This is a genomic window from Saccharopolyspora sp. NPDC045941, assembly GCF_056431445.1.
The window spans coordinates 24,602-49,097 of record NZ_JBWKKU010000019.1; the positions used below are offsets into that span (position 1 = coordinate 24,602).

General features: G+C 70.3%; 23 protein-coding genes and 1 pseudogene. 14 read left to right on the plus strand and 10 right to left on the minus strand.

Annotation, left to right across the window (positions count from 1 at the left end; all coding sequences use genetic code 11):
• Positions 1 to 349: 349 nt before the first annotated feature.
• The 4 genes from AC07FN_RS17450 (at position 350) to AC07FN_RS17465 (ending at position 4,547) form a co-directional block, all read left to right on the plus strand.
• Positions 350 to 1,342, plus strand: coding sequence for a LysR family transcriptional regulator (locus tag AC07FN_RS17450; protein ID WP_478396538.1), 993 nt, complete (start codon positions 350 to 352; stop codon positions 1,340 to 1,342).
• A 105-nt stretch (positions 1,343 to 1,447) separates the two neighbouring features.
• Entirely contained in the window at positions 1,448 to 2,707 is a 1,260-nt protein-coding gene (locus AC07FN_RS17455) for a hypothetical protein (RefSeq protein WP_478396539.1), read from the plus strand.
• Positions 2,708 to 2,967: 260 nt separating this feature from the next.
• Positions 2,968 to 4,365, plus strand: a complete 1,398-nt coding sequence (locus tag AC07FN_RS17460) for an MFS transporter (protein ID WP_478396540.1) — start codon at positions 2,968 to 2,970, stop codon at positions 4,363 to 4,365.
• Positions 4,366 to 4,388: 23 nt separating this feature from the next.
• Positions 4,389 to 4,547 (plus strand): hypothetical protein, encoded by a 159-nt coding sequence (locus AC07FN_RS17465; RefSeq protein WP_358566475.1) that lies wholly within the window; start codon positions 4,389 to 4,391, stop codon positions 4,545 to 4,547.
• Positions 4,548 to 4,939: 392 nt separating this feature from the next.
• Here AC07FN_RS17465 and AC07FN_RS17470 read toward each other — a convergent pair whose 3' ends face one another.
• Entirely contained in the window at positions 4,940 to 5,299 is a 360-nt protein-coding gene (locus tag AC07FN_RS17470; RefSeq protein WP_478396541.1) for a hypothetical protein, read from the minus strand.
• Positions 5,300 to 5,680: 381 nt separating this feature from the next.
• Between AC07FN_RS17470 and AC07FN_RS17475 the strand changes: the two genes are divergently transcribed.
• Genes AC07FN_RS17475 through AC07FN_RS17485 form a run of 3 tightly spaced genes read left to right on the plus strand, consistent with a single transcriptional unit; the run spans position 5,681 to position 6,945 of the window.
• Positions 5,681 to 5,983 (plus strand): hypothetical protein, encoded by a 303-nt coding sequence (locus tag AC07FN_RS17475; protein ID WP_478396630.1) that lies wholly within the window; start codon positions 5,681 to 5,683, stop codon positions 5,981 to 5,983.
• A complete protein-coding gene (locus tag AC07FN_RS17480) occupies positions 5,980 to 6,375 on the plus strand; it encodes a hypothetical protein (RefSeq protein ID WP_478396542.1) in 396 nt (131 codons plus the stop codon). The genes AC07FN_RS17475 and AC07FN_RS17480 overlap by 4 nt, the downstream gene beginning before the upstream one ends.
• Positions 6,376 to 6,387: 12 nt before the next feature.
• Positions 6,388 to 6,945, plus strand: coding sequence for a class IV adenylate cyclase (locus AC07FN_RS17485; RefSeq protein WP_478396543.1), 558 nt, complete (start codon positions 6,388 to 6,390; stop codon positions 6,943 to 6,945).
• A 120-nt stretch (positions 6,946 to 7,065) separates the two neighbouring features.
• Here the strand turns inward: AC07FN_RS17485 and AC07FN_RS17490 are convergent, their stop codons facing one another.
• The 3 genes from AC07FN_RS17490 to AC07FN_RS17500 form a co-directional block, all read right to left on the minus strand.
• A complete protein-coding gene (locus AC07FN_RS17490) occupies positions 7,066 to 7,878 on the minus strand; it encodes a family 1 encapsulin nanocompartment shell protein (RefSeq protein ID WP_478396544.1) in 813 nt (270 codons plus the stop codon).
• Positions 7,875 to 8,891 (minus strand): Dyp-type peroxidase, encoded by a 1,017-nt coding sequence (locus tag AC07FN_RS17495; protein WP_478396545.1) that lies wholly within the window; start codon positions 8,889 to 8,891, stop codon positions 7,875 to 7,877. The genes AC07FN_RS17490 and AC07FN_RS17495 overlap by 4 nt, the downstream gene beginning before the upstream one ends.
• Positions 8,892 to 8,970: 79 nt before the next feature.
• Complete coding sequence (locus AC07FN_RS17500) at positions 8,971 to 10,245, minus strand: ATP-binding protein (RefSeq protein WP_452617755.1); 1,275 nt, start codon at positions 10,243 to 10,245, stop codon at positions 8,971 to 8,973.
• Positions 10,246 to 10,543: 298 nt separating this feature from the next.
• Here AC07FN_RS17500 and AC07FN_RS17505 point away from each other — a divergent pair, with 298 nt between their 5' ends.
• Positions 10,544 to 11,446, plus strand: coding sequence for a LysR family transcriptional regulator (locus tag AC07FN_RS17505; RefSeq protein WP_478396546.1), 903 nt, complete (start codon positions 10,544 to 10,546; stop codon positions 11,444 to 11,446).
• Between the two features lie 3 nt (positions 11,447 to 11,449).
• Here the strand turns inward: AC07FN_RS17505 and fdhD are convergent, their stop codons facing one another.
• From fdhD to AC07FN_RS17525, 4 genes and pseudogenes are all read right to left on the minus strand, one after another.
• A complete protein-coding gene (fdhD, locus tag AC07FN_RS17510) occupies positions 11,450 to 12,283 on the minus strand; it encodes a formate dehydrogenase accessory sulfurtransferase FdhD (protein ID WP_478396547.1) in 834 nt (277 codons plus the stop codon).
• Entirely contained in the window at positions 12,271 to 12,513 is a 243-nt protein-coding gene (locus tag AC07FN_RS17515; protein WP_478396631.1) for a hypothetical protein, read from the minus strand. The genes fdhD and AC07FN_RS17515 overlap by 13 nt, the downstream gene beginning before the upstream one ends.
• A gap of 73 nt (positions 12,514 to 12,586) precedes the next feature.
• Positions 12,587 to 12,877: pseudogene (locus AC07FN_RS17520) on the minus strand (MFS transporter); the annotation flags it as partial.
• Between the two features lie 144 nt (positions 12,878 to 13,021).
• On the minus strand, positions 13,022 to 15,307 hold the full coding sequence (locus tag AC07FN_RS17525) for an FdhF/YdeP family oxidoreductase (protein ID WP_478396548.1): 2,286 nt from the start codon (positions 15,305 to 15,307) through the stop codon (positions 13,022 to 13,024).
• Between the two features lie 281 nt (positions 15,308 to 15,588).
• Here AC07FN_RS17525 and AC07FN_RS17530 point away from each other — a divergent pair, with 281 nt between their 5' ends.
• The 3 genes from AC07FN_RS17530 to AC07FN_RS17540 all read left to right on the plus strand — a co-directional run bounded on the left by AC07FN_RS17530 (position 15,589) and on the right by AC07FN_RS17540 (position 18,956).
• Positions 15,589 to 16,806, plus strand: a complete 1,218-nt coding sequence (locus tag AC07FN_RS17530; protein WP_478396549.1) for a molybdopterin molybdotransferase MoeA — start codon at positions 15,589 to 15,591, stop codon at positions 16,804 to 16,806.
• A 113-nt stretch (positions 16,807 to 16,919) separates the two neighbouring features.
• Positions 16,920 to 17,939, plus strand: a complete 1,020-nt coding sequence (locus tag AC07FN_RS17535; RefSeq protein ID WP_478396550.1) for a phosphotransferase enzyme family protein — start codon at positions 16,920 to 16,922, stop codon at positions 17,937 to 17,939.
• Positions 17,940 to 18,020: 81 nt separating this feature from the next.
• Entirely contained in the window at positions 18,021 to 18,956 is a 936-nt protein-coding gene (locus AC07FN_RS17540) for an alpha/beta hydrolase (RefSeq protein WP_478396551.1), read from the plus strand.
• Between the two features lie 9 nt (positions 18,957 to 18,965).
• Here AC07FN_RS17540 and AC07FN_RS17545 read toward each other — a convergent pair whose 3' ends face one another.
• Positions 18,966 to 19,694: a TioE family transcriptional regulator gene (locus tag AC07FN_RS17545; protein ID WP_478396552.1), complete on the minus strand. Its 729-nt coding sequence runs from the start codon at positions 19,692 to 19,694 to the stop codon at positions 18,966 to 18,968.
• 81 nt (positions 19,695 to 19,775) lie between these two features.
• Between AC07FN_RS17545 and AC07FN_RS17550 the strand changes: the two genes are divergently transcribed.
• Together AC07FN_RS17550 and AC07FN_RS17555 are read left to right on the plus strand one after the other, a co-directional pair.
• Positions 19,776 to 20,918: an erythromycin esterase family protein gene (locus tag AC07FN_RS17550; protein ID WP_478396553.1), complete on the plus strand. Its 1,143-nt coding sequence runs from the start codon at positions 19,776 to 19,778 to the stop codon at positions 20,916 to 20,918.
• A 137-nt stretch (positions 20,919 to 21,055) separates the two neighbouring features.
• Positions 21,056 to 22,339: an MFS transporter gene (locus AC07FN_RS17555; protein ID WP_478396554.1), complete on the plus strand. Its 1,284-nt coding sequence runs from the start codon at positions 21,056 to 21,058 to the stop codon at positions 22,337 to 22,339.
• A 94-nt stretch (positions 22,340 to 22,433) separates the two neighbouring features.
• Here AC07FN_RS17555 and AC07FN_RS17560 read toward each other — a convergent pair whose 3' ends face one another.
• Positions 22,434 to 23,204, minus strand: coding sequence for an MBL fold metallo-hydrolase (locus AC07FN_RS17560; RefSeq protein ID WP_478396555.1), 771 nt, complete (start codon positions 23,202 to 23,204; stop codon positions 22,434 to 22,436).
• Positions 23,205 to 23,431: 227 nt separating this feature from the next.
• Between AC07FN_RS17560 and AC07FN_RS17565 the strand changes: the two genes are divergently transcribed.
• A complete protein-coding gene (locus AC07FN_RS17565) occupies positions 23,432 to 24,343 on the plus strand; it encodes an aminoglycoside phosphotransferase family protein (protein ID WP_478396556.1) in 912 nt (303 codons plus the stop codon).
• Positions 24,344 to 24,496 lie beyond the last annotated feature (153 nt).

Genomic DNA, 24,496 nt, shown 5'->3' on the forward strand with positions numbered 1-24,496 from the left:
CGGCGCAGTTCGGCGGGTGCGGCCCGGCGCCGGGCTCAAGCGTTTTCATCGAAATGATCGTATTTTCTACCTGAATGTCGTAACGGGTCGGAAGATCATCGGGGACCGGACGTTTTCCATTGCTCGGAAAGTGTGAATCCGCGCACTGTCCGGGAAAATCGGCTAACGGGCGGAACTGCGTTGATCGCCGGTTTCACGGCGGCCGTCCAGTCGTCCCGGATGCTCTATTCGGCGGATGTGGGACGGCCGCCGTCGCGCTTCGGCTGCAATATCCGGAGGATCGGACCGGTGCGGTAATCTTCTCCGCTGGGGTTCATTTCACGGCCAGCTCTGGGAAAGGTGCCGAAGCATGTCCGAGTTGTGGGATGAGACGCAGAGGTTAACCAACCCGCTGATTTCCCGGAACCTGGTCTACTTCATCGCGCTGGCCGACGAGCTGCATTTCGGCCGGGCCGCCGAGCGGCTGTTCGTCACGCAGTCGGCGCTCTCCCAGGGCATCCGCTCCATGGAGCGCCTCCTCGGCGCGGAGCTGTTCGTCCGGAGCAGGCGGGGGGTTCGCCTCACCGACTCCGGGAAGATCCTGCTGGGCGAGGCGACCTGCATCCTCCGGCGGTCCGAGCGGATAGCCCGGACGATCCGGGAGGTGGCGGGCGGGAGCTCCGGCCGGATTCGCGTGCTGTACAGCAGGGCCGGTGTCCACTTGGGACAGCGGCGGCTCGTCGAGGATTTCCGCGGCGAACACCCCGAGGTCGACGTGGTGACGATCGCGGGGTGGGCGTCGCACAACGTCGCCGAGCTCCGCTCGCGCAAGGCCGACGTGGCCTTCGTGCGCACCCCTCCCGGTCTCCCGGACATCGACTGCCGGGTCATCGGGGAGGAGGAGCTCGTGGCCGTCCTCCCCGCCGGTTCGCCGCTGGCCGCCCGCGACCGCGTCACGCGGGAGGAGTTCCGGGCGCAGCCGGTCGTGATGTGGCAGCGGGAGAGCGGCCCGGAGTTCTACGACCGCGTCGTCGAACAGGTCTGGGGGCACGATGTGCCCGAGATCACTTCCGTCGAACCCGATTACGCCAACGTGATCGACGCGGTCTGCTCGGGTTCGGGAGTCGCGGTGCTGGACCGCTCGCTGGCCGAGCGCGCCGCGTCCGGCGGCGCCGTCTGCAGGCCCTTCGCCGGCCAGCGCCCGACCGGCGAGATCTCCCTGGCCTGGTTGAACAGCGACACCAGCCCGCTGGTCCGCCGGTTCGTCGAATTCGTCGCCGCCGAGGCGGGCCGGCACGGGCTCGCGGAGCCGGTGGAGCTGTCCGCCGCCCTCGGACGGCAGGCGCGGAACAATCGGTTCTGATCAGACCATTAGAAAGTTTAATTAGAGGTCCGAACGGGCGCGATGTAATGTCGCCTGCGGTCAACGGTGACCGCCTACTCCAACCACCTGAAAGGGATCGGCTTCATGCTGTCGTTTCCGGAGGGACATCAGCCGCGTTACAACGACTTTTCAATTCGAGCGATCTCGGATGAAACGCTTCGCGAAGGAGGCGAGCGTGCTCCGTTCGGCGCCGACGATTCGCGCAAGCTGCGGTTGATCGAGGCGGTCACCGGCGCCGGTGTCACCGACATCGACGTCGGCTCGGGGATCACCGAGGCGGCGTTCGTGCGCAACGTGCTGGACGCGAAGTACTTGATGGGCAGGATTCCGGAGCGGACGGAATTCTCGTTCAACCTGACTTTGAAGACGTGGGAACCGCTGTGCGAACAGCTGGAGCGCAACATTCCGCGCGAGTACCTCAAGGAGATGTACGTCAGCATCGGCATGATCGAGATCGACAGCGAGAACAAGCTGTTCGAACGGGTCGCCGAGCGGCTGCGCTCCATCGGCGTGGGGCGGCTGCGGTCCAGCCTGCTCAACGCCTTCTCCGGCACCGTCGACGAGGACAAGTACGCCCACCTCAACGACCAGATCGAGCGCTGCCGCCAGCAGGGGATCTCGCTGGTCCGGATCAACGACTCCGTCGGCACCCTGCTCCCGGACGCGACCGCGATCCTGGCGGCCAACCTGGTGCACGACAACCCGGACTTCACCTTCTACCTGCACGGGCACAACGACCGCGGCATCGGCACGGCGAACTCGCTGGTGTCGGTCTTCCACGGCTTCCAGATGATCGAGGGCGGCGTCGCCGGCGTCGGCAACCGGGCCGGGCTCGCCGAGCTGGAGTCGATCGCCGCCGTCTTCGCCGAGCGCAACATCACCGTCGAGGCCGCGGCGCTGGACATCGAGAAGCTCTCCGCCGCCGCGCGGCTCTCCGAGGAGGTCTTCCTGGCCACCCCGGACCCGTACCGGGCGGTGAGCGGTTTCCTGGTGGAGAACGAGAACGCGGGCATCGTGAACGTGCCGGACTACCTCGGCGTGTCCCGGCCGGTGGACTACTTCCTCAACCGGATCGGCCTGTTCCCGGTCTACATCAAGCAGATCCTCGCCGAGGCCGGCGCGGACCCGGTCATGCTCAAGGACGACGAGCTGATCCAGCAGATCTACGTCCGCCTCGCCGAGCAGATGGACGAGCTGTACCAGCACAAGCGTGTCGAGTACGACCGGCTCGCGGCGCAGATCAAGGCGTTCTACGCGGACATGGTGCGGCTGAACGACGTTCAGACCACCGCGCTGGAGGTCATCCGCGAGCGTGCCGACCGCGCCACCGTGGTCGGCGTCTGACAGGTCCTTTCGGAATGCGTCGCCGGCCGCATGCGGTGCGGGACTCAGCTTGCACCGCCGCGGGTTCTCAGGCAGCGCCCACCCCGTCGGGGTTCTTGGCGAGGACAGCCCCAGCGCCGTGTATTGGTCATACATGAGTCGGGGATCCCGGAGTCCAGACGGCGGCCGTAACTCCCGCAGGGGGGCCGCTACTCGCACCGCCACGCAAGCCATCGGCGAAATCATCTTTGAAAACCGCCGGAACGGATTGAACTCTTCTGATGAACGAAAGCAGTTATGCGTCCCGGCTGACGGCCGCCGGTGTGGTGGCCGTCAGCATCGGGAACTTCCTCGTCGCCTTCGACGCGTCCTCGGTGAACGTGGCGTTGCCCAGCATCACCGCGTCACTGCAGGCGTCGCAGGCCGAACAGCAGTGGTTCCTCGACGCCTACACGATTCCGCTGTGCGTCTTCCTGCTGACGGCGGGCGTCGCCGGTGACCGCTTCGGCGTCGCCCGCGTGTACCGGGTGTCGACGGCCGTGTTCGCCGTCGCCTCCCTGCTGTGCGCGCTGCCGATGTCGGGCTGGCAGCTGATCGCCGCGCGCGTGCTCCAGGGCGCCAGCGCGAGCTTCATGCTCCCGATGACGCTGTCCATCCTCACCAAGGGCATCCCCGACCTGACCCGGCGCGCCCGCGCCATCGGCGGGTGGGGCGTGGTCGGCGGCGTGGCCATCGCGACCGCACCGCTGGCCGGCGGCCTGATCACCCAGTTCGTGGGCTGGCGGTGGCTGTTCCTGGTCAACATCCCGGTGTGCGCGTTCGCGCTGGTGCTGATCCGCGGTTTCCGCGACCCGGTGGCCGCTCCCGAGCGCCGCTTCACCGTGTTGCCGCAGCTGCTGTTCTGCCTCGCCCTGACGTTCCTCGCCGGATCGTTGATCGAGGGCGCGCACTCGTCGTTCGCCAACCCCGTGGTGGTGGCCGCGCTGGTCGGTTTCGCCGTGGCCCTGGGCGCGCTCGCGCTGACCCAGGCGAAGGCCACGACGCCGCTGGTGCCGCGCGCGCTGTTCACCCACCGCCCGTACCTGCTGGTCATCCTCTCCGGTGGCCTCTACCAGATCGGGTCCTACGGTTCTCTGCTGGTCCTGGCCCTCTTCCTGCAGCAGGAGCACGGGCTGAACGCCGAGCAGGCGGGCTACGCCGCGCTGCCGTGCTGCGTGGCGTGGTTGTGCGGGAACCTGCTGGCGAGCCGGGTCACGCCCGGGGTCCGGCGCCGGATCATCCTGACCGCCACGCTGATCGGTGGCGTGGGCGGTGCGTCGGTCGCCGGGCTGTCGGTGACCGGATCGCTGGGCGCGACGCTGGCGGCCACCGCGCTGATCGGTGTGCCGTCGGGACTGCTGGCGTCCTTGCTCAGCGCCGAGGCGATGCACCTGTGCCCGCCGGAGATCTCCGGTGCCGCGTCCGGCCTGCTGAACACCAGCAGGCAGGTGGGCATGACGATCGCCATCGCGGTGCTCGGCGGTCTCGGGTTCGCCTACCAGCTCCTCGTCCCGATGTTGGTCGTGGCGGGCGCGTTCCTGCTCGTCGGCGTCAGCTGCCTGTCGGCCTTCGCGCTGCGCGGGGACCACGGGCGGGCGGCTGCGCCGAAGCAGCCGGTCACGGCCGACGGATCCCGGTGAGATAGCCAGCGGAGGGAATGCCGGTGTTGACTTCTGTCGCGGGGGCGGTGGCCGCGGCATGGGTCCTGGCCGGCCTGGTCGTCGGCGCGGGCCGGTACCGGCACCGGCTCGCGCGGGCGTACCGCCGAGCGGAGTCGCGGTGCGGCCAGTGGTACGAGCTGCGGTCGAAAAGCTGGTTCTGAAGCGGGAATTCACACGTGGGCGGGATGTGTCCCGACCCGCACGACGGTGCTCCTCCTCGACGGCCGGGCGAGGAGGAGCACCGGTGCACCCCGCCCCGATCCCTTCGCCCGATCCCAGGTCGTGACGAGCATCGAGGACTGGTCCGCGACGCTCGCCTGACCGGGACCCGGCCACGGCTGTTGCTTCGGCGGATGGGGATTCCCGGTCGACCGGGCCTTCTGATCGACGCCTGTTGCCGTCTCGCGCTCGTAGCGAAGATCCGCTTGCTGAGCAAAACCGGGACTGTCTGCTCGGCGGTGTGTCACTGCCATGGCAGGGGATTCCCCTTGCTCGCGATCTCGATGCAGTCGAGGCACATCGGCCAGTCGGTCGGCGGCCGTTTGTTCGGCCCTCACCCGATCTTGCCGCAAAGCCCCATGGAGACGGTTCCGTTCCCGTACTCGTCGACAACGAAGTCTTCCGGGGACGTATGCGGAAGCTCCGGCCGCAGCGGACAGTGTTCGAGCTCGTTTCGAGCGACCAGGGGCGCGTCGCTGGCGAGTGCAGCGAGCATCAAGCACTGCGGGCACGGACTGCCCGTGAACGACTTGACTATCTCGGCGTCGCCCGGCGCGATCCTGTCGCCGCAGGGCGACACCCACACGGCCGGATCGTCAACGCGGTAAGCATGCACTTCCGGCGGCCGATCCGACGGTGCGAACTCCGGCCGCAGCCGCGCCAGGATCACCGACCCTGAGCGCCGGCCCTTCACGCTGCACGCCCCGGAGCACGACGGCGAAGCCGTTCGTCCCGACGCCTGGCCGCAGCTTTGAGTGCCTGCTTTTCTCGGTGCCCGGGCAGCCACCACATGACGAACAGCGGGACAAAGATCACCGACCAGGCCAGCAGCCCGAGCAACATCGCTAGCGTGTAATGCATGCCTTGAACATCGCCAGTTTCGCCCGGTTAGCCCATATCACTCCGGTTATCTCACTGTGAGATAAGTTTCCTGATGGCCACCTGGGAGACATTGATTATTCCCCCGTCCGTGTGGAACGGGGACGACATGCGGCAGGCGTGTCAGCGGCGCGACGTCGCCGCCATCCTTCGGGCAATCCGGCGCGGTACCGGAGCGAGTCAGACGCAGTTGGCAATGGCGACTGGCATCCTGCAAGGCCGGATCTCTGAGATCTTGCGGGGAACCCGCACAGTGACCGCATTCGAGGTGTTCGAGCGTATAGCAGACGGGCTCGCCATGCCCGACGAGACTCGAGTACTACTCGGGCTCGCCCCGGTGCATCCGTCCGGACTTGATCATCTTGGACCGATCGGACGTGCTGAGATGCTGGCTGCCTACCGGTCGCAGTCTGACGCCACACCGGAGATCAGGAGGCGGCCTCGGCAGCCAGGACGATCGACATCCTCGCTGTGCGGGGGCTCGGCATCATCGGCATGAACGACTCGCTGCTCCGCGCCACCGTTGCCCAGAATCGTCCCGTGTTCCGGGCTTTGCTCCTGGATCCGGAGAGCGCAGCCGCCCAGCGTCGCGCTACAGAGGTCGGCGAAGCGCACGAATCGTTCGCTTCTGGCGTCAGCTTGTGCGTCGCTCGACTCCGAGAATTGCGCGAGCAAACCGGCGCTCAGGTCGAGGTGTACTTCTACGACATGTTGCCGACGTGGCGGGTGCTGGCACTCGACGATGTGCAGTTCGTGTCCGCGTTCGGAGCAGAACACGAGGGGCACACCTCGCCGATGTACAAGATCGCAGCATCGGCGCATGGCGCGTTGCACCGTGGGTTCCGTAGGTTCACCGACGAGCTACGGGCGCAGTCCCGGCAGGTGATCTAAGGAGGTTCCGCCGTGGCGGTCGAGGCAGAACTCAAGGCTCGTGTTTGCGACACCAAAGCGGTCCGGGCACGGCTCCGCGAGCGTGCGGAGGAGCAGGTGCAGACCTACCGTGACCGGTATTTCGACTGGCCGTCCGGCAGTCTCGACGCACAGGGCTACGAGGTCCGTTTGCGCGTGGTGGAAACGTCCGCGACAACCACGATCGTGCTCACGTTCAAGGAGCCCCCGGTGCACGACAGCGGCTCGAAACCGGAGTACGAGACCACGCTCGCCGACGCCGAGCCGGTCACAGCTCTGTTGGCGACGCTCGGGTTGGTGGAGCGGATCGCGTTCGAGAAGTACTGCTGGAACTTCAGGTTCACCGAGTACGGCCGCGACGTGCTCGCAACACTGGTGCACGTGCCTGAATTGGACGAGACCTTCCTTGAGGTCGAGACCATCGTCGCAGACGAGACTGAGGTCGCCGCCGGTCTCGATGTGGTCCGGGCCGTGCTCCAGTCGCTCGGCATCACGAATGACGACCTCACGAAGGAGAAGTACACCGACGCCGTCGCCGCGCGGCGCAGCTAAGCCGCCCTTGGTCGTGGGGCAAACCGTGATCAACGTCAGTGGTTCAGGGCCGCTGGTGGCGTCCGTCCACAGTGGCCGACGATCGGCGATTTCACCTGGACGGGTGAGATCGCCGGGGTCTCAGCCGGCCGGGACGGTGGGCAGTCCGATCGCCGCCTCGGGCGTGTTGAGCAGGAACGCGAAGCTCTCCTCGAAGTACAGGTCGATCCCGTCGGCGTCGTGCGATAGGTACCCGATCGAAAGGTCCCGCCCGAGCAGCAGGTCGTGGTCGCCGCCCCGGGTCGACAGCAGGCAGCCGCCGCTGATCGAAGGCGCCCACACCACGTCTCCGCCGAGGATGCGCTGCAGGTGCTCGATCAGCGGATAGCCGGCCTCGGTGGCTCCGGCGGCCGCCGTGTACTCGGACGCGCCGAGCAGCAGCGCGAGCGGACCGTCGACGCCCGCCAGCCGCAGCGCGGACAGCCCCTCGGCCACCGCGCCCGGCAGCCCGCGCACGTCGGAGGGCAGCGGAATCGACCGGTGCGACGAACCGGCGCGGATGCCGGAGATGCCGGCGGCCTCGAACCCGTCGACGATCGCGCGGTCCTCGGCCTGCGCGATGCGCTTGGCCGCGTCCTTCACCGGTTGCCAGTCGGCGTCCCGGGAACCGCGTTCGACCTCGTCGACGGCATCCCGGGACACGCGGAACGGCGCGCGCAGCTCCAGCACCTGCCAGGACTCCCGCAACTCCGCCTGCACGCCCTCGTGGCCGGGTGCGTCGATGCGCGTGCTGCGGCCGGTCCCGATCGCTGCGAACGTGTCGCCCTTCGGCTCGGACACGTCCACGACCCGCCGGCCGGCCGCATGCCGCGCGAAGGTGCGGCGCGCTTCCTGTTCCAGGTCGGTCCACGCGGCCTGCGAGATGGGCGCCAGTTCGCGGTGCAAGTTGTTCATGACGGCGGGTTTCCCTTCAGGCTCCCGATGCCGAGCGACGCCCCGGCGGTCGGTGTTCCGGTCGGTTCCGGCGGTTGCTGCTCCAGGAACGTCAGCGTGGGCACGAAGAACAGCGATCCGGTCACGGCGGTGGAGAAGTCCAGGATCCGGTCGTGGTTGCCCGCCGGGACGCCGACGAACATGTTGGTCAGCATCTGCTCGATGACCCAGGGGTCGCCGGCGTAGCCGATGAAGTAGGTGCCGAACCGGCCGCCGGTGAACTCGCCGAAGGGCATGTTGTCCCGCACGATCTGCCGCTCGCTGCCGTCCGCTGCGGTGATGGTCGTGAGCGCGACGTGCGAGTTGGCCGGCTTCACGTCGTCGGCGAGTTCGATGTCGTCGAGCTTGGTGCGTCCCACCACCCGCTGCTGCTCCTCGACCGGCAACTCGTTCCACGCCACCAGGTCGTGCAGGTACTTCTGCACGACCACGTAGCTGGCGCCGGCGAAGTCCGGGTCCTCGTCCGCCGCGACCGCCACCGCTGCCCGGGCCGCCACCCCGGTCGGGTTCTCGGTGCCGTCCACGAACCCCAGCAGATCCCGCTCGTCCCAGTACTTGAAGCCGTGCACCTCGTCGAGGATCGTCACCGCGCCCCGCAGCCGCGCCATGACCTGAGCCGCCAGCTCGAAGCACAGGAACTCCTGCCTGGCCCGGATGTGCAGCAGGACGTCTCCCGGCGTGGACACCGACCGGTGCTTCGCCCCGACGAACTCCGGCAGGGGGTGCAGCCCCGCCGGGCGCGGCCCCGAGAACAGGCGATCCCACGCCTGCGACCCGATCCCGGCCACGCAGGTCAGCCCGCCCTCCGGGTAGCGGAAACCGACCGCGCGCTGCAGCGCCGCGAGATCGCCGAGGGCATCCCGCACCTGCGACTCGCCGCCGGCCGAAACCGACAGCACGAGGAAGATCGCCGAAGGCGTCAACGGCGCCAGCACCGGCTGCGGCACCGCATTGGTCGATTCGGGGCTCGGCATCGTGGTGGTCACCTCCCAAGTGGCCGACTCTAAGGGGAAATATCCGAATCGGCTTTGCGCAGCGGTGCGGGTAACGGCGCTACAGCCGGGTGTGCGCGTCGATGTCGCGCTCGAACTCGGTGATGGCCTCCGCGGTGAGCGTGGGGCGGGTGTCCGCGATCGCCTGCAGGTACTCGTCGGTCGTCGCGAGGTCTCCGCGCTCGTGCAGCACGTCGCGCTCGAACGCGGTCTGCGCGCCCTGGCGCGCCGCGAACTCGATGTCCGCCGGGGTGAACAGCTCCGTCCGCTCCACCAGCAGGTCCAGGTCGACGTTGTCGCGCGCCGGGCCGAGGTAGCGGGACCAGATCGCCCGGCGCGCGGGCGGATCCGGCGGCCCCACCGGGATCAGGTAGTCGAACCGGCCCGGCCGCAAGAAGGCCGGATCCAGCGAGCTCACCGAGTTGGTGGCGCACACCAGCAGGCGGTGGTCGTGCTCGCGGAAGCCCGGGATGAGCTTGAGCAGCTCGTTGGTCACGCCGTGCGCGGCGCCCACCGCCGGGCTGGAGCGGGTCCCGGCGATCTCCTCGACCTCGTCGATGAACAGCACCAGGTCGTCGAGCTCCTCCAGCTCCGCGAACACCTCCCGCAGGGAGGCCGCCAGCCCGTCCGGGGAGGACGCGGCGAGGCGGGACGGGAACAGCTCCACGAACGGCCAGTTCAGCCGGGAGGCGATCGCCTTGGCGAAGCTGGTCTTGCCGGTGCCCGGCGGCCCGAACAGGACGATCGCCTTGGGCGGCAGGACGCCGTGGCGCTCGGCCTGTTCGTGGTGCGAGATCGGCAGCACGACCCGGCGTTCGATGACGTCCTTCTCCCGCCGCATGCCCGCCAGCGCGTCCCACCCGCCGGGCGGCAGGAGCCGGCCGCCGAGGTGTTCGAGGACGTCGAAGTCGGCGGGGTCGAGCTCCTGGACCTTCTCGAAGTAGGTCAGATCGGTGCGGGGCCGGTAGCCGGAGTTCACCATCGCCCGGAAGCCCGCGGCCCCCTCCGACACCAGGCTGGCGATGCGGTGCACCCCCGCGCTGCGCAGCTTCTTCTCCAGCTCGGCCAGCAGCGCGCTGCCGATGCCGCGGTTGCGCCACCGGGCGTCGAGGGCGAACAGCGCCAGCCAGGCCCGGTCGCCCTCGACCTTCGCCGCCGCCATGCCGACGACGTCCTGCTGCACCACCGCGACCAGGGCCGGATGCCCGGCCCGCGCGAGCGACACCACCTCGGCGGCGGAGAACGCCGGCTCGCCGCCCTCCCTGCTCTGGTCCCAGATGTGGATCGCCTGGTCCAGGTCGTCGTCGTGGAAATCGCGCACCCGCCAAGTCGGCACGGCCCACCTCCCGGTCTTCCGTGCTGCGCGGCCGCGCCGGCCGCGAGCTTGTGTCGGGCAGTACGAGTCGGGATTTTCTGCGGTGCCGTGCCGCCTTCGCGCGGCGGCCGAATCGGCACTGGCAGAATTCTCCGCCGGGCATTCGGGGAAAGTCAAAGAGACATTTCTGATTTCGCAATAGGTTGCACCTATTTGCGCGCCGGGACTCCGCGTGCATGCGACGTCACGCGGTGTCGCAAGGCGGCTTTCGCATCTCGGGATAGGATGTTCCGCGGTCCTCTGGCGTTAGGTGAACAAAATGCTCTTCCGGCAGCTCGAGTACTTGGTGGCATTGTCGCGCGAACGGCATTTCGTGCGCGCCGCGCAAGCGTGCTCCGTTTCGCAGCCGGCGCTGTCCGAGGCGATTCGGAAGCTGGAGGAGGAACTCGACGTCCCGCTGATCCGCCGCGAGCGCCGTTTCCAGGGCCTGACGCCGGAAGGCGAACGCATCGTCCGCTGGGCCGAGAAGATCCTGGCGGACCGGGATTCGATGCGGCTGGAGGTGAGCGCCCTGCGCACCGGGCTGACCGGTCAGCTCTCGATCGGCGTGATCCCGACGGCCGCGCCCGCGGTGCCGCCGCTCACGGCGCGGTTCTGCGCGGAACACCCGCTCGCCCGCGTGCAGGTCATGGCCGATCTGCCCACCGACGAGATCTTCCGGCGGCTCCAGAACTTCGAGCTCGACGTCGCGATCGCCTACCTCGCCGACGCCGAGGCGGCCGGCATGGTCAGCGTCGCGCTGTACCGGGAGCGGTACGTGCTGCTGACGCCCGCCGAGGGGGAGTTCGCCGCCCGCGAGTCGGTGACCTGGGCGGAGGCCGGGCGGGTGCCGCTGTGCCTGCTGACGCCGTCGATGCGCGGCCGGCGCACGCTGGACGGGGTCTTCGCCGAAGTCGGGATTTCGCCCGTCCCGCAACTGGAAACCGACTCGATCGCGGGGTTGTGCGCGCACGTCGCGATGGGGCGGTGGTCCAGCATCGTGCCCGCCCCGTTCGCCCGGGCCATCAGCGACACGGCCGGGGTGAAGGCCGTTCCGCTGGTGGCCCCGGACCACGAGGCGCGGGTCGGTCTGATGACGACCGCGCGGGAGCCCGGGTCGGTGATGGGCCGGGCGTTCATCGAGGTCGCGCGGTCGGTGGACGTGGCCGGGGCGCTGGAGTGAGCCTCACACCGGGTCCGGCCGCAGCCGTTCGGCGCCGCTGTAGACGTTCATCGAGGTGCCGCGCAGGAAGCCGATGAGGGTCAGCCCGGCGTCCGCGGCCAGGTCCACGGCCAGCGAGGACGGTGCGGACACGGCGGCCAGCGCGGGGATCCCGGCCATCACCGCCTTCTGCACCAGCTCGAAGGACGCCCGGCCGCTGACCATCAGGACCGAGTCGCGAAGCGGCAGCCGACCCGCGCGCAGGGCGTCGCCGACGACCTTGTCCACGGCGTTGTGCCGCCCGACGTCTTCGCGCAGGCACGTGAGCCGGCCGTCGGCGGTGAACAACCCGGCGGCGTGCAGGCCGCCGGTGCTGTCGAACACCCGCTGGGCTTCCCGCAGCCGGTCGGGGAGGACGGCCAGCGTCGACGGCTCGATCCGCAGCGAGTCCTCGCCGAGGGGCCAGGTCGTCGTGGTGCGCACCGCTTCCAGGCTCGCCTTGCCGCACAACCCGCAGGACGACGTGGTGTAGAAGTTCCGCTCCAGCGACGCATCCGGCGGCGCGACGCCGGGAGCGAGGGCGACGTCGACGACGTTGTAGGTGTTGCCGCCGTCGGCGGTGGCGCCCGCGCAGTAGCGGATCGCGGCCACGTCGTCGGCCGAATCGACGACGCCCTCGCTGACCAGGAATCCGACGGCGAGGTCGAAGTCGTGCCCCGGGGTGCGCATGGTGACGGTGAGCGGGCGGCCGCCGACCCGGATCTCCATCGGCTCCTCGGCCGTCAGGGTGTCCGGTCGCTGCGATCGCACCCCGTCGCGGATGCGCAGCACCGGCCGTCGCACGGTCACTCGGCCCATCGTTGCGTCCTTTCCTGGATTTCACTGGGGATCCGGTGGGGTAGGTGGCTTCGGGAATGCCAGGCGGTGATCGAGAGGAACAGCAGGCCGGCGGCGGCCATGCCCGCCAGCAGGGCCGGGTACGGGGCCGCGCCCGCGGTGACGGCCAGGAACAGCGGCGTGAGGAAGCCGATGTAGGTGGTGCCGTGGTAGAGCGACACCGCGGACGGCAGCGCCGGCAGCGGGGCCATTCGCCGGAGCTCGCGCAGGCCGGAGGCCGAGGTGAGGCCGTGAGGCCGTATCCGGCGGCCACCCCGCGGAGAGGACGCCGCCGCCCGCGACGCCCGCGGCCAGCCGGCTCGCGTACACCGGGAGCTGCGACACCGGCGCCAGCGACAGCAGCGCGCTGGCGACGGCGGACAACGCGAGCGCAGGCCGGACGATGCGCCTGCCGCGCCGGTCCGAGGCGGGCCCGCCCAGCAGCAGGCCGGGGAGCAGGCCGAGCAGGTAGGTGGTGTACATCGCCGCGACCGGGATGTCGTGCCAGTGCCGCTCCGTGCGGTAGACGACGGCCAGCGGCGCGAACTGGTTCGCGCCCCACCCCGCGGTGAACACCGCGGGGTGGGGCCGGCATCCAGCTGGACGCGGTGCGGTAGGTCGTCATGCCGGGCCAGCCCTTCTGGTTCGCGTGCGGAGCGGTCCCGGCACGACGTGGTGTCCACATCGGATCGATCCGATGTGGACCTTCCGGTGGTGGCGTCAGGCGCGGGGCTCCAACCGGACCACGATTCCCTTCGAGGTGGGCGTGTTGCTGAAGTCGGCCACGCTGTCCAGCGGCACGAGGACGTTGGTCTCCGGGTAGTACGCGGCGGCGGAGCCGGGCGTCGTCGGGTACGCGACCACGCGGAAGTCGCGCGCCCGCCGCTCGACGCCGTCGTGCCACACGCTCACCAGGTCCACTGCGGCGCGGTCGGCGAGCCCGAGCGCGTCCAGGTCGGCGGGGTTGACGAGCACGACCCGGCGGGCGTTGTGGATGCCCCGGTAGCGGTCGTTCGGCGCGTACGGGATGGTGTTCCACTGGTCGTGCGAGCGCAGCGACTGCAGCACGAGGTGCCCTTCGGGTGCGCTCAGCATCTCGAACTCGTTGCGGGTGAAGACCGCCTTGCCGCTGGGCGTGCGGAAGACCCTGCTGTTCACCGGGTTCGGCAGCGCGAACCCGCCAGGCTTCGCCACCCGCGCGTTGAAGTCCTCGAACCCCGGCACCACCCGCGAGATCCGGTCCCGGATCGCGCCGTAGTCCGCCTCGAACTCCTCCCACGGGATGTCGGGATCCGAGCCCAGCGTCAGCCGCGCCAGCCGGCCCAGGATCGCCACCTCGCTGAGCAGCATCTCCGAGGCGGGCTCCAGGCGGCCGCGCGAGGCGTGCACCACGCTCATCGAATCCTCGACGGTGACGAACTGCTCGGCGCCGGCCTGGACGTCCCGGTCGCTGCGCCCCAGCGTCGGCAGGATCAGCGCGATCTCGCCGCACACCGCGTGGGAGCGGTTCAGCTTCGTCGAGATGTGCGCGGTCAGCCGGCACCGGCGCATCGCCCGCTCGGTGATGTCGCTGTCCGGCGTGGCCCGCACGAAGTTCCCGGCGACGCCGAGGAAGAACCTGGCCCGGCCGTCGAGCATGGCCCGGATGGAATCCACCGAGTCCCAGCCGTGCTCGGCGGGCGGGGTGAAGCCGAACTCCCGCTCCAGCGCGTCCAGGAAGGACTGCGGCATCTGCTCCCAGACGCCCATGGTGCGGTCGCCCTGCACGTTGCTGTGCCCGCGCACCGGGCAGACCCCGGCACCCGGTTTGCCGATGTTCCCGCGCAGCAGCAGGAAGTTGACGACCTCGCGGATGGTGGGGACGCCGTGCTTCTGCTGCGTCAGGCCCATAGCCCAGCAGACGATGACGCTCTTGCTGGCCAGCACCCGGTCGAGCACCTGCTCGATCTCCTCGCGGGTCAGCCCGGTGGCGGCGCGGATCTCGTCCCACGAGATCTGGCGGGCCTGCTCGCCGAACTCCTCGAAGCCGGTGGTGTGCGCGCGGATGAACTGGTGGTCGAGCACGGTGCCCGGGGCGGCGTCCTCGGCCTCCAGCAGCAGCCGGTTCAGCGCCTTGAACAGCGCGAGGTCGCCACCGGGGCGGATCTGCAGGAACTGGTCGGCGATGGCGGTGCCGCGGCCGACGATCCCGCTGGCCTTCTGCGGGTTCTTGAACCGGATCAGCCCGGCCTCGGGCAACGGGTTCACGGCGACGACCTGCCCGCCGTGCCGCTTGGTCTCCTCCAGTGCGGACAGCATCCGCGGGTGGTTGGTGCCGGGGTTCTGGCCGACGACGAAGATCAGGTCGGACTCGTGGATGTCGTCCAGGCTCACGCTGCCCTTGCCGATGCCCAGCGTCTGCTGCATCGCGAAACCGCTGGACTCGTGGCACATGTTGCTGCAGTCGGGCAGGTTGTTCGTGCCGAACGCCCGCGCGAACAGCTGCAGCAGGAACGCGGCCTCGTTGTTGAGCCGGCCCGAGGTGTAGAACAGCGCCTCGTCCGGGGAGTCCAGCGCGCGCAGCTCGTCGGCGAGCAGGCCGAGGGCGTCGTCCCAGGTGATCGGCTCGTAGTGGTCCGATCCGGGCCGCTTGACCATCGGCTCGGTGAGCCTGCCCTGCTGGTTGAGCCAGTAGTCGGACTTGCGGCCGAGCTCGGAGACCGGGTGCTGGCGGAAGAAGTCGGCGGTGACCCGGCGGGACGTCGCCTCGTCGTTGACGTGCTTGGCGCCGTTCTCGCAGTACTCGTTGAGGTGCCGTTGCTTCGGACCGGGTTCCGGCCACGCGCAGCCGGGGCAGTCGATTCCCTTGGCCTGGTTGAGGTTCAGCAGCGTCAGCATGGTCCGCCGGACCGAGGTCTGGCCCAGCGAGTACTCCATGGCGTGCGCCACCGCGGGCAGTCCCGCCGCCCAGGTCTTGGGCGGGGTGACCGAGAGGGCGTCCTCGCCGGGATCTTCGATCTTGCTCATGTCGTGGCCAACCCCTCGTCCATTTCCGAATTCCGCCGCGCTTTTCCAGCGTTCGGCACCGGCGGGAGAAAGTCAAAGAGGGAGCGGCGATGATCTGATAGGCGCCGTTTATCGACTCCGGTCCGGCGGGTGATAGGCATTGCTTATCGGCTGGTAGGGGACTCCGCTTTGACCATTAGGAGTCGATATCGGAAACTGGAGACCGACCGGGATTTCCGCATCGCCGAGAATTGCGAACAGCACGAGGCGTTCCGTCGGCGGTGCACCGGGCGGGGAATCAGATGAATCTCGTTGCACGAATCGGTGCCGAGGCGCCCGCGAAGAGCTGGGCGCAGGCGCGGGACGCCGCCAGGGACGCCGCCGGGGAGCCGCTGCCCGCGGTTGCGCGCGAGCTCGCCGACGCGCTCGGCCACGCCCTCGCCGAACCGCTCGTCGCGCTCACCGACCTGCCGCCGTTCGACACGTCCGCAATGGACGGTTGGGCCGTGGCGGGGCCGGGACCGTGGCGGCTCGGCGGCACCGGCGTGCTGGCCGGCGGGCGGCCGGAGCCGCTGGCGGAGGGCACCGCCGTGACCATCGCGACCGGCGCCGAGCTGCCACCCGGCCCGATCGCGGTGCTGCGCAGCGAGCACGGCGAGGTGGAGAGGTCGGCCCGGATCCTGTTCGACCGCGCGCCGAGCCCGCCCGCCCCGGGCCGCGATGTCCGGCCCCGGGGCCAGGAATGCCACTCGGGTGAGCCGCTGCTGCCGGCCGGTGCGACGGTCACGCCCGCCGTGCTGGGCCTGGCCGCGGCGGCCGGGTACGACAGGCTCGTCGTCCACCGGCGCCCGACGGTGGAGCTGCTGGTCCTCGGTGACGAACTGCTGAACTCCGGCCTGCCCCGCCGCGGCGCGGTCCGCGACGCGCTGAGCCCGTTACTGCCGCCGATGCTGCAAACCGGCGGCGACGTGATCGGCCGGCGCCGGATCGCCGACGACTTCGAGCTGCTGCACGACGCGATCCGGCACTCACCGTCCGACGTCGTGGTCACCACCGGCAGCACCGCCGCCGGTCCCGTCGACTTCCTGCACGCAGCGCTCGCCGAGACCGGCGCCCGGCTGCTGGTCGACTCCGTCGCCGTGCGGCCAGGTCATCCGATGCTGCTCGCCGAGCTTCCGCCAGCCGCGGACGGGCAGAGCCGCCGGCTCGTCGGGCTCCCCGGCAACCCGCTCGCGGCCGTCGCGGGAACGGTGACGCTGGCCTTGCCGCTGCTGCGCCGCTTGAGCGGCCGGCCGGACGCGAAGCCGCGCCGCGTCGACGTCCCGGTCGAGCTGCCCGGGCATCCGCGGAGCACCAGGCTGCTGCCGGTGCGGCTCGGCGAGAACGCGGCCGCGCCGCTTCCCTTCGACGGACCCGCGATGCTGCGCGGCCTCGCGCTCGCCGACGGCCTCGCGGTGGTCCCGCCCGGCGGCCTGCCCGTCGGCTCCACTGTGGACGTACTGGAGGTGCCGCGGCCGTGATCACCCGGCGAGCCGCGAGGGCAAACCGGCACCGGAGCGGTGCCGGGCGCGGGAGGTCTTCGCCGTCAGCTGGGGTCCGATCTCGGTGTTGTTCGCGGTGCTAATTTGGCGGAATGGCCCGCCCGTTCGAGTCGCTCGCCCGTTCGTCTCAACTCAAGCGGCTGCGCGAGCTCGCGTTTCCCGCCCTCGAACGCCACGGCATCGATACGTGCGGGCTGCGGCTCGTGCAGTACGAGGACAACGCCGTCTTCCTGGTCGACGCCGGGTTCGCGAAGTACCTCCTGCGCATGTCCGTGCGGCACGGCCGGAGCCCGCAGGAGCAGCGCTCGGAACTGGCTTGGCTGGCTGCGCTCGCGTCGGAAAAGGCTGTGCTGGTACCGAAATCCGCGGGGGAGGGGCGGGTGATCACGCAGTCGCTCGCCGGTTCGCCGGAGCCGGTGACGTCGGTCGTGTTCGAGTGGATCCCGGGGACGACGGCGCCGTCGTATTCGTCGCCGGGCGTCGCCGAGCAACTCGGCCGCCTCACCGCGGGCCTGCACGACCATGCGCACCGGTACCGCCCGCCCGCGGAGTTCGCGCGGCCGTCCTGGGCTTTCGACGACGTTTTCACCGGCGGCGCCGCGCTGGCGGACCCGAAGGCGCGCGCCCGCCTCGACCGGACGGAGCTGGACCTGCTGGACCGGGTGGCGGCGATGGTCGGCGACCGGATGCCCGATCGCGCCCCGGCGGACTGGGGGCTGAGCCACGCCGACCTCCACCGCGGCAACCTGGTCCGCACGCCGGGCGGCGACACGGCGGTCATCGACTTTGACGACTGCGGCTGGGGCTACTACGCCCTCGACATCGCCACCGTGCTCTCCTCCGTGCTGCGCGTCTGCGACGCGCCGTCCTACGACCGGTTCGCGGCGGGATACCTGCGTGGATATCGCGCGGTGCACGAGCTGCCGCCGGCGATGGCCCGGTTCGACGAGTTCCTCGTCATGCGCGACATGATCATCCTGAACTTCGTGCTGAGCTCGGCGAACGAGGCGGTGCTGAGCTGGGGGCCCGCCCGGGCGAAGGGGATCTTCGACCTGATGCGGAGGTACGCGGAAACCGGGGAATACGCCGGCCACCTGGATGTCACCGGCTAGGCTGCGGCTCGTGTGCGCGTGATCATCGACGCGAATCCGCAAGTGCGTGTGGATGAAACGCCGGAATCTGGGAGGAGAAGCATGGAGATCGGGCTGAAACGGCTGATCGACGAGGATCTGGCCGCGCACGTCGAGGAGAGCAGGCAGTTCAACGCCGCCTCGCGGGCAGCCGCCGCCGACCGGCCGATGCCCGATCCGGCCACGCCCGAGGGCCTGCGGCAGATCCGCGAGCGGCTGGCCTCCACCGCCCAGTCCGGCGGCAAGGCCGTCGACCGCCTCGCCGAGGCGGGCGGGCGCCAGGTCCCGGTGCGCATCACCGTCCCCGAGGGAGGAGAGATCCGCGGAGCCTTCCTCGACATCCACGGCGGGGGTTTCTACCTCGGATCGGCGGCCTGGGGCGACGACAGCAATGCTCGCCTGGCCGAGTCACTCGGGGTGGCCGTCGTGAGCGTCGACTACCGGTTGGCGCCCGAGCACCCGTGGCCCGCGGCTCCCGACGACTGCGAAACCGCCGCCCGATGGCTCGTGGAGCACGCCGAATCCCTGTTCGGCACGGGGAAACTGGCGATCGGCGGAGCGTCGGCGGGAGCCAATCTGACCGTGGCCACCCTGCTCCGCCTGCGAGCCCTGGGCCTGGCCGAGCGGTTCGCCGGTGCGGCCCTGCTGTACGGGGCCTACGACCTGAGCGGGCGATCTCCGGGTGGCCGGCTGATCGCCGATGAGTTCTTCATCCAGGCGTACGCGGGTCACGTCGCCGACCGGACCGACCCCGACGTCTCCCCGCTCTACGGTGATCTCGCCGGTCTGCCACCGGCCCTGCTTGTCGTGGGCGGACTGGACAAGGCCCTCGACGACAACCTGGCGATGGCGGCCCGGCTCTCCGCCGCGGGCGGCGACGTGGACGTCCGGGTGTACCCCGAGTCCGGGCCGGGCTTCATCTCCTTCCCGACGGCGATGGCCGCTGCCGCCGTTCGAGATGTCGAGTCGTGGCTCGGCGACCGGCTGGCCGAGGAGTAAGGCCGTACCTCAGGAAGAGGGCCGGGATTCGTCGAGCAAGCCCAGGTAGCGGCTGAGGTGGGTGGCCGCGTCGAGCATGGCGCGGCCCTGCGCCGTGAGCTTTCGCTGCCAGTCGGCCAGGGCGCGGGACAGCGCCTCGGTGCCGCCGGCGGTCCGGATCTGCTGGACCACGGTGGAGATGTGCTCCAGCGGGTAGCCACCGCGCCGGAGCAGGTGGGCGAGCTCGGCGTCGCGGATGTCGCCCGCGCGGTAGCGGCGGTACCCGGTGGCGGGGTCTCGCGCGGGGACGAGGATGCCGGCGTCCTCCCAGTTGCGCAGGGTCGCGGGCGTGACGCGGAGCCGGTGCGCGAGTTCGCCGATGTTCAGCGGCACGGTGGCTTCCGGCCGGTCTGGGGCGGCATCGGGCTCCGCCGTCAGGTGGTCCACCGCTTTCCGCACCGCATCGAGGGTTTCGCGGTCGCGGAGCAGCTGGCCGTGGCCGCGATCGATGATCAGCAGGGCGTTGTCGAGCGCGTCGTCGTGGAGCGCGTTCATGATCCGGCCGCCCGCCGCGTGGCCGTACGCCGAGACGAGGGCGAGGTAGGCGCGCAGGGCCGCCGCGTGCACCGCGGTGTAGACCCGGTAGCCGCTGTGCGTGCGCTCGGCAGGCGGGAGGCACCCGTCCCGCTCGTAGTTGCGCACCGCCTGGGTCGAGATGCCGTGCTCGCGCGCGAGGTCGGCCGGTCGCAAGTTTCTCACCGGTTTGAGACCTTACCGCACGAAGTCGTCACCGGTGCATTGGAAGTTTCAACAGAGCTTTCAAAGATACGATTTAGGCACATGAGTCAGGACAGCAACGACTTCGTGACCCCGCCGTGCGACCTGCTGGCCTTCGGCGAGCCGACGCACCTGGAACAGGGATTCGGACGGCTCCGCAACCGGCTGTTCGCCCAGCTGGCCGACCGGGGCTTCCGGTCGATCGCCCTCGAAACCGATCGCGTGGCCGCGCTCGTCGTGAACGACTACGTCCAGGGCGGAACGGGCACCCTCGACACGGTCATGAGCGAGGGTTTCTCCCACGGCTTCGGGGAATTGGACGCCAACCGGCGGCTGGTCGCCTGGATGCGCGAGTACAACGAGAGCCGCCCCGCGGATCAACGGCTCGTCTTCCACGGCTTCGACGCCGCCATGGAGATGATGAGCGCGCCCAGCCCGCGCGGCTACCTCGAATTCGCCCGCGACCACCTGGGAATCGACCTCGACGTCGCGGGTCTCGCCGGTGACGACGAGCGGTGGAGCCGCACGGAGGCGATCCTGGACCCGGCCATGTCGGTCGGCGCCACCGCCAGGGCGGAGAAGCTGCGATCGATCGCCGACGACATGCTCACCGCGTTCTACGTGCGCGCACCGGAACTGATCGCGGCGACATCGCGCGCCGAGTGGATCAGGGCCAAGACGCACCTCACCGCCGGTCTCGGACTGCTGCGCTACCACAAGCAGTCGGCGAAGCGCCTCGAACAGAGCGCGCGGGTCGCCGGCCTGTCCGCCACCCGGGATGCGCTCATGGCCCAGAACCTCCTGGAGATCCGGGACATCGAAGCCCGCCGCGGCGCGACGCTGGTCTTCGCGCACAACCTGCACCTGAAGCGGGGCCCGAGCTACATGCGCTTGGGAGACATGGACATCAACTGGTCCGGGGCCGGCGCCATCCTCGCTTCGCTGCTCGGCGAGCAGTACGCCTTCGTCGCGGGCAGCCTTGGCCGCAGCGCCGCCATCGGCCTCGGAGAGCCCGATCCGGACACCTACGAGGGCATCCTGCAGAGCCGCATCACCACCTGGGGGCTGACGAAGGCCGCCTCGGTCGCGGCGGCCCGCACGCGTACCGACATCACGCCGGAGCAGGGCTACTTCCCGCTCGACGAGGCGATCCTCGGCGCGGCTGACGCGATCTTGCACATCGCCGACGGCGCGATCCCGGAGTGACGTGACCGGAGCTGCGGGCGGCGGGCGGGGCCGCCACCCGCAGCCCAGTGCTGCCGTTCGCGGGATTGCCGTGCGATGATCCACGTCGTTACTATCCACCAAAACGGTTTTGATGGTTACGCCGAGGTGCGTTTGAGATGACCGACCGACTCGCCGGGCACGCGCCCGCGGAGCCCCGCGATCGCAGTGCGCGCAACACGCTGGTCCTGGTGGTGTTCACCGCGATCACCAACCTGGCCGACGGCGTGATCAAGATGGCGTTGCCGCTGATCGCGACGACGCTGACGGACTCGCCCGCCGCGGTGGCCGCGGTGTCGATGACGCTGACGCTCCCGTGGCTGCTGACGGCGCTGCACGTGGGCGTGCTGGTCGACCGGTTCGACCGCCGGAAACTGTTGTGGCTGGCCAACTCGCTGCGCCTGCTGACGCTCGCCGCGCTGCTGTTCGGCCAGTTCTCCGGCGCGATCGGCCTGCCGCTGCTGCTGGTCGGCGGGACGGTGCTGGGCATCGCGGAAGTGGTCGCGCTGACCTCGGCGATGGCATTGACGCCGACGGCGGTCGGCCCGCGCGGGCGGGAACGGGCCAACGCCTGGATCACCGGCGCGGAAACGGTCTGCAACGAGTTCTGCGGCCCGTTCGTCGGCGGCCTGCTGCTCGCCGCCGGAAGCGCCTTCGCGCTCGGCGCCACCGCTGCGGGGTACGTGCTGGGCACGGTCTTGCTGGTGTTCCTCGTCGGCCGGTTCCGCGTGCCGCGGACGGCCGGGCGGGAACCGGCGAGCGTGAGCCGCCAGATCGGCGGCGGCCTGCGGTACCTGTGGCGGCAGCGCCTCCTGCAGCTGATGGCCCTGGTCCTGACCGTGCTGTGCTCCTGCTGGGGAGCGTGGCTCGCGCTGATGCCGTTGATGGCGACCACGGTGCTGGGCCTGGACGCCCGCGAGTACGGGGTGCTGCTGAGCGCGCTCGGCATCGGCGGCCTGGTCGGCGCGCTGACGGTCACCGCGGTGAACCGGCTCATCGGCCGCCGGTGGGCCCTGTTCGCCGACCTCGTCGGCACCCTCGCGATGGTGGCGGCGCCGGTACTGACCACGGACCTGTGGATCTTGGCAGGGGGCGCGTTCCTGGGAGGCATGGGCGGCACGCTGTGGGCGGTCAACGCGCGCACCATCGCGCAATACCTGGTGGACCCGGAGATGATGGGTCGCTACAGCGCGGCGGCGCGGCTGTTCAGCTGGGGCGCGATGCCGGTCGGCGCCGGAGTGGGCGGGCTGCTCGCGGAGTTCGCCGGCATGCGCGCGGCCTTCGCCGTGTTCGCCTTGGCGGTCCTGATCACCATGCCCGTCTTCCTGCGGTCGGTGACCCCGCAGGTCCTGGCCGGCGTCGAAGAGGCCAAGCGGCGCCAGCTCGCGGAAGTCGTCGCCTGACGCCCGGAACGAGGCTTCCCGCCGCAATTTCCATTGAAATCGAACCTTCGATTTCAATGGAAATTGCGGACCGCTCTGTGCGGGGGAGGTTCGGTCAGATGGTGTAGGTGGTGCCCGCGTGGACGACCTCCACGGGGCCGTCGAAGGCGTCGCGGGCTTCCCGGGCCAGCGCGTCCTGGTCGGTCCACGGCGAGTAGTGGGTGAGCAGCAGCCGGCGGGCCCCGGCCGAGGCCGCCGCGGCGCCGGCCTGCTTGCCGGACAGGTGCATTCCGGTCGGCTGGTCGGGGAAGTCGAGCCAGGACGCCTCGGACAGCAGCACGTCGGCGCCCTCCGCGAGCTTGGTGATCCCGTCGCTGGGACCGGTGTCGCCGGTGAAGGCGAACACCCGGCCTTCCGCCTCGACGCGCAGGCCCCAGGTCGGGCACAGGTGGTCCACCGCGAACGCCCGGATCTCGAACGCCCCGATGCGGACCGGTTCGACCGGCGGCTCCAGGAACTCGAAGACGTCCGACAGGTCGGTCCCCGCGAGTTCCGCCGCGCTCGGCGCGTACAGGGCGGCCAGCCTGCTCGGTGCTTCCGGCGGCGCGTAGACGGGCATGCGGTGCTGCTTCGGGTCGTAGGGCTGGTTCGGCCGGTACCGCAGGTACACCGCCAGCGGGGCGAAGTCCGCGCAGTGGTCGGGATGCAGGTGCGTCAGGAACAGGGCGTTGATGTCGAACGGGTCGATCCACTTCTGCAGCGGCCCCAGCGTTCCGTTCCCCAGGTCGATCACGATCCGGCTGTCGCCGGAACTCAGCAGATATCCGGACGACTGCGATTCCGGCGACGGTGCGCTGCCGGAACAGCCGACGACGGTCAACTCCACGGGATCACCTCACGAGCGGTTCCGCGCCGGCGACCGGCGCATCGGTCGACTGGCCGCGGCACCCGGGCGAAGTGGCCGGTGCGGCCAGGAATTCACGGCGCCGAGTATCGGATTCGGCGCGGCCCGCCCCCCGCCGAGAACCCGAACGGTCGACGCTCGCGCGCACCCCGGTCGTGGCGACTGGGGCCCCGATCGGGTGCGGCGGCCGCCTGCGCGATGATCGGGAGGTGGATGCAAACGCCCCGGACGGCCGCGCCGGCATCGACGCCGCCCTGGTGGAACGCCTCATCGACGCGCAGTTCCCGCAGTGGAGCGGCTTGCCCGTGACGCCGGTGGAGGTCGATGGCTGGGACAACCGGACCTACCGGCTCGGCGCGGACATGACGGTGCGGCTGCCCACCGCCGCCGGCTACGTTCCCGCGATCGCCAAGGAAACCCGCTGGCTGCCGCGGCTCGCGCCGTCGCTGCCGGTCGCCGTGCCGCCGATCCTGGCGGAGGGGGCCCCTGGCGAGGGCTACCCGTTCCCGTGGTCGGTGCGCGGGTGGTTGCCCGGTGAAACAGCCGATCGGGGCCGCATCGACGACATGTCGCAGTTCGCCGCTTCGCTGGCGGAGTTCATCAAGGCCCTCCAGCGCTGCGACGCCACCGGAGGCCCGCTCGCCGGGGCCCACAGCTTCTACCGGGGCGCTCCGGTGCGCCACTACGACGAGGAAACCCGCCGCTGCCTGGCGATCCTCGGCGGGCGCGTCGACTCGGCCCGGGCCGCCGCCGTCTGGGACGCCGCCCTGGCGACCGAATGGCGCGACGAGCCGATCTGGTTCCACGGCGACCTCGCCCACGGGAACCTGCTGGTGGACAACGGGAATCTCGCGGCCGTGATCGACTTCGGGACCTCGGGCGTCGGCGACCCGGCCAGCGACCTGGTGATCGCGTGGACGTTCTTCTCCGGCGAGAGCCGCCGGACGTTCCGCGACGAGGTCGGCCACGACGAGGCGACCTGGGCGCGCGCCAGGGGCTGGGCCTTGTGGAAAGCCCTGCTGACGCTCACGGGGTGCATCGACGAGGACCTGGAAGGAGCCGCCGTCCAACGGCTCGTGATCGACGAAGTCCTCGCCGACCACGACCTCTTCGGCGGCTGACCGTCTCTTGTGGACTGAAGTGGGGAGCGCGCGAACAGCGGGCGTGATCTGCGGATCACCACCGCCGTGCCGTCCTAGCGGGTAGGTTGCGGTGTGCGGTGGGTGCGATCCAGGGGTTCGCCCGCCGCTGCACCCGGTGTTCGCCGAGCCGCG